The sequence below is a fragment of the bacterium genome (assembly GCA_026398675.1).
Taxonomy (GTDB): domain Bacteria; phylum RBG-13-66-14; class RBG-13-66-14; order RBG-13-66-14; family RBG-13-66-14; genus RBG-13-66-14.
In genome coordinates this window covers 1-2,305 of sequence record JAPLSK010000254.1, presented here as the reverse complement: position 1 = coordinate 2,305, position 2,305 = coordinate 1, and the positions used below count along the sequence as shown (strand labels likewise).

Annotated in this window: 3 protein-coding genes; 1 reads left to right on the top strand and 2 read right to left on the bottom strand. The window is 65.8% G+C overall.

The window, feature by feature from the left end; genetic code table 11:
- Nucleotides 1-99 precede the first annotated feature (99 nt).
- Together rpiB and NTW26_07905 are read right to left on the bottom strand one after the other, a co-directional pair.
- Nucleotides 100-537 (bottom strand): ribose 5-phosphate isomerase B, encoded by a 438-nt coding sequence (gene rpiB / locus NTW26_07910; protein MCX7022179.1) that lies wholly within the window; start codon nucleotides 535-537, stop codon nucleotides 100-102.
- 11 nt (nucleotides 538-548) lie between these two features.
- A complete protein-coding gene (locus tag NTW26_07905; protein MCX7022178.1) occupies nucleotides 549-1,271 on the bottom strand; it encodes an L-threonylcarbamoyladenylate synthase in 723 nt (240 codons plus the stop codon).
- 203 nt (nucleotides 1,272-1,474) lie between these two features.
- On the opposite strand from NTW26_07905, the gene NTW26_07900 reads away from it, so the two are divergent.
- A partial coding sequence (locus NTW26_07900) for a hypothetical protein (protein MCX7022177.1) occupies nucleotides 1,475-2,305 on the top strand: 831 nt, incomplete at its 3' end.

The window sequence follows — 2,305 nt, the reverse complement described above, 5'->3', positions numbered from 1 at the left end:
CTCTGTCCCCGCCCGCGGGCGACCGTGGACGGTCGCCCCTACGGGTCGTTTTTTACGATGGTTGACGTCGGCGCACCACTCCCTAAACGGGAGGGGGGATTATTTTTCGAGGTCCATGATTTTGACCACCCGGCGCGCGTGGCGGCCGCCCTCGAAGGGCGTGTCGAACCAGGCGGCCAAAAGCGCGGGCAAATCCGGCGGCGAATCAACCTGCCCGGCGAGGCACAGGACGTTGGCGTCGTTGTGGGCCCGCGAACGGGCCGCGTTCTCCGGGATGCGCACCAGAGCCGCCCGGACACCGTGCACCTTGTTCGCCGCCATGCACATCCCGATCCCGTTGGTGCAGACCAGCACGCCGCGGTCCGCCTTCCCCGAGACCACTGCCCCGCCGACGAGCTTCGCGTAATCGGGGTAGTCCACCGACTCGGGGGTGTCGGTGCCGAAGTCGGTGACCTCGTAGCCCCTCGCGCGGCACCAGTCGCGGACGGCGTTTTTCACGGCGATTCCGCCATGGTCGCAGGCTACGGCAACCCTCACATTACCTCCCGTCAATTTTCCACGGGGCCGATGATGGCCGAAATTTTCGAGACCGGGATGCGCCCCTCGCGCAGAATCCGCGGCTTGGGCCCCGTCAGGTCCAGAACGGTCGAGGCCAGGGGGTTGCGCACCGTCCCCGAGTCCACGATCAGGTCCACGTCCTTCTCGAAGGTCTCGATGACCTCGTCGGCGGTGGCGAGGGTCATTGCGCCGGAGAGATTGGCGCTCGGCGCGACCAGCGGCTCGTCAATCACGGTGAAGACGCGGAGGAGGAATTCGTTGCCCGGCACGCGGCAGGCCACGGTGTCGCCCCCGGCCAGACCGGCGCGGGGCAGCGTTTCCCCGGCGGGCAGAACGAGGGTCAGGGGTCCGGGCCAGAAGTGGTTGGCCAGCGGCAGCCAGCGGGAGTCCACGCCCGGGGTGTAGTCGTCCTCCCAGGCGTCGGCGCCCAGCGGTCCCGGCCAGGAGATTTTCACGTAGGCCCGGCCGCGCGGGTCGGTCACCCGGCAGTACCGCTCCACCCAGCAGGACGCGCCGAAGAGGTAGGGGAGCGGCTTGTCTGGCTCGCGCCTCTTCAGGCGGTAGATGCGCTCCACCGCTAGGGCGTCGGAGGCCCGGCCCACGAGGCCGTAGACGGTGTCGGTCAGAAGCACCACCACCGCCCCCGGACGCCGCAGGGTTTCCAGGACGATGGGGAGCGGATCGCCCTTGAAATCTCGCAGAAGCCACGACATGCGTGCAATATTACCGCGAGCGGGGCGGACGGTCAAGCGGGTCCTTGCCTTGCGGCGCCGCCCGTTGGTAAAATTGACGAAATCCGACCCGGAGGCCGCTCGCCGCAAACGGTACCTGTGTGCCGGAAGGTCCCTTCGTAAAAGAAGAGCGGGTGACGGACGTCATCCGATGAGCTCCCCGCCCCGAACGAAAGCGGTAACCCATGAAGCGGCTGAATCTCCTGGCGGCGATAGCCCTGTTGTCCGTCACGACCCTCATCTACGAGCTGTCGCTGATGCGGGTCTTTTCGGTGACGGTCTGGTACTACTTCGCCTTCTTCGTCATTTCGCTGGCCCTTCTGGGTTACGGAGCCGCGTCGGCCCTCATCTTTGTTTTCGGCAACTGGTTCCGCCGCCACGCCGGCAGCATCATCCCCCTGGCCGCGGTCCTCTACGGCCTTTTCGCCGCCGTCAGCCCCCTCGTTTACCTCAACGTGGATCTGCGGATTTACTACTCGTTCGGGAGCTATCTCAAGCTCGCCATAATCCTCGCCCTCTTCTTCATCCCGTTCTTCTTCAGCGGAGTCGTGCTGGCCGGCATCTTCTCCCTCTACTCCGAGAGGATAGGCACCATCTATTGGGCCGATCTCTCCGGGGCGAGCCTGGGATGCCTGGTCGTCATCCCGCTGTTATACCTGATCCCCGCCACGAGCCTTCTGGTTTGGGTCGGGGCGTTGCCCGTCATCGCCGCGCTGCTGCTGCACCGGTTTCTCGGCGGCGAGCTCGGCACGGGAACGGACCGCGGAGGCGGCCGGAAATTTTTCATCCCCGCCCTGGCCGCCGGGGCGCTGGTGCTGCTCCTCGCGGTTTCAAGCCACACCCCCCTCAACCCCTACGAAATCCGTTACTCCAAGGTCGCCCACAAGGTCGAAAAACCCATCTACACCACCTGGAACTCCTTCGCGAGACTGACCGTCTACGACAACATCTTCTGGCGGGAACCGGACAAGCCCTTCGGCTGGGGGATGAGCCCCGCGTTTTCGGGCAGCGGCATC

Bases quoted from the DNA above. Each gene is read 5' to 3' on its own strand.
- NTW26_07905 (MCX7022178.1), bottom strand. From the start codon at position 1,271: ATGTCGTGGCTTCTGCGAGATTTCAAGGGCGATCCGCTCCCCATCGTC.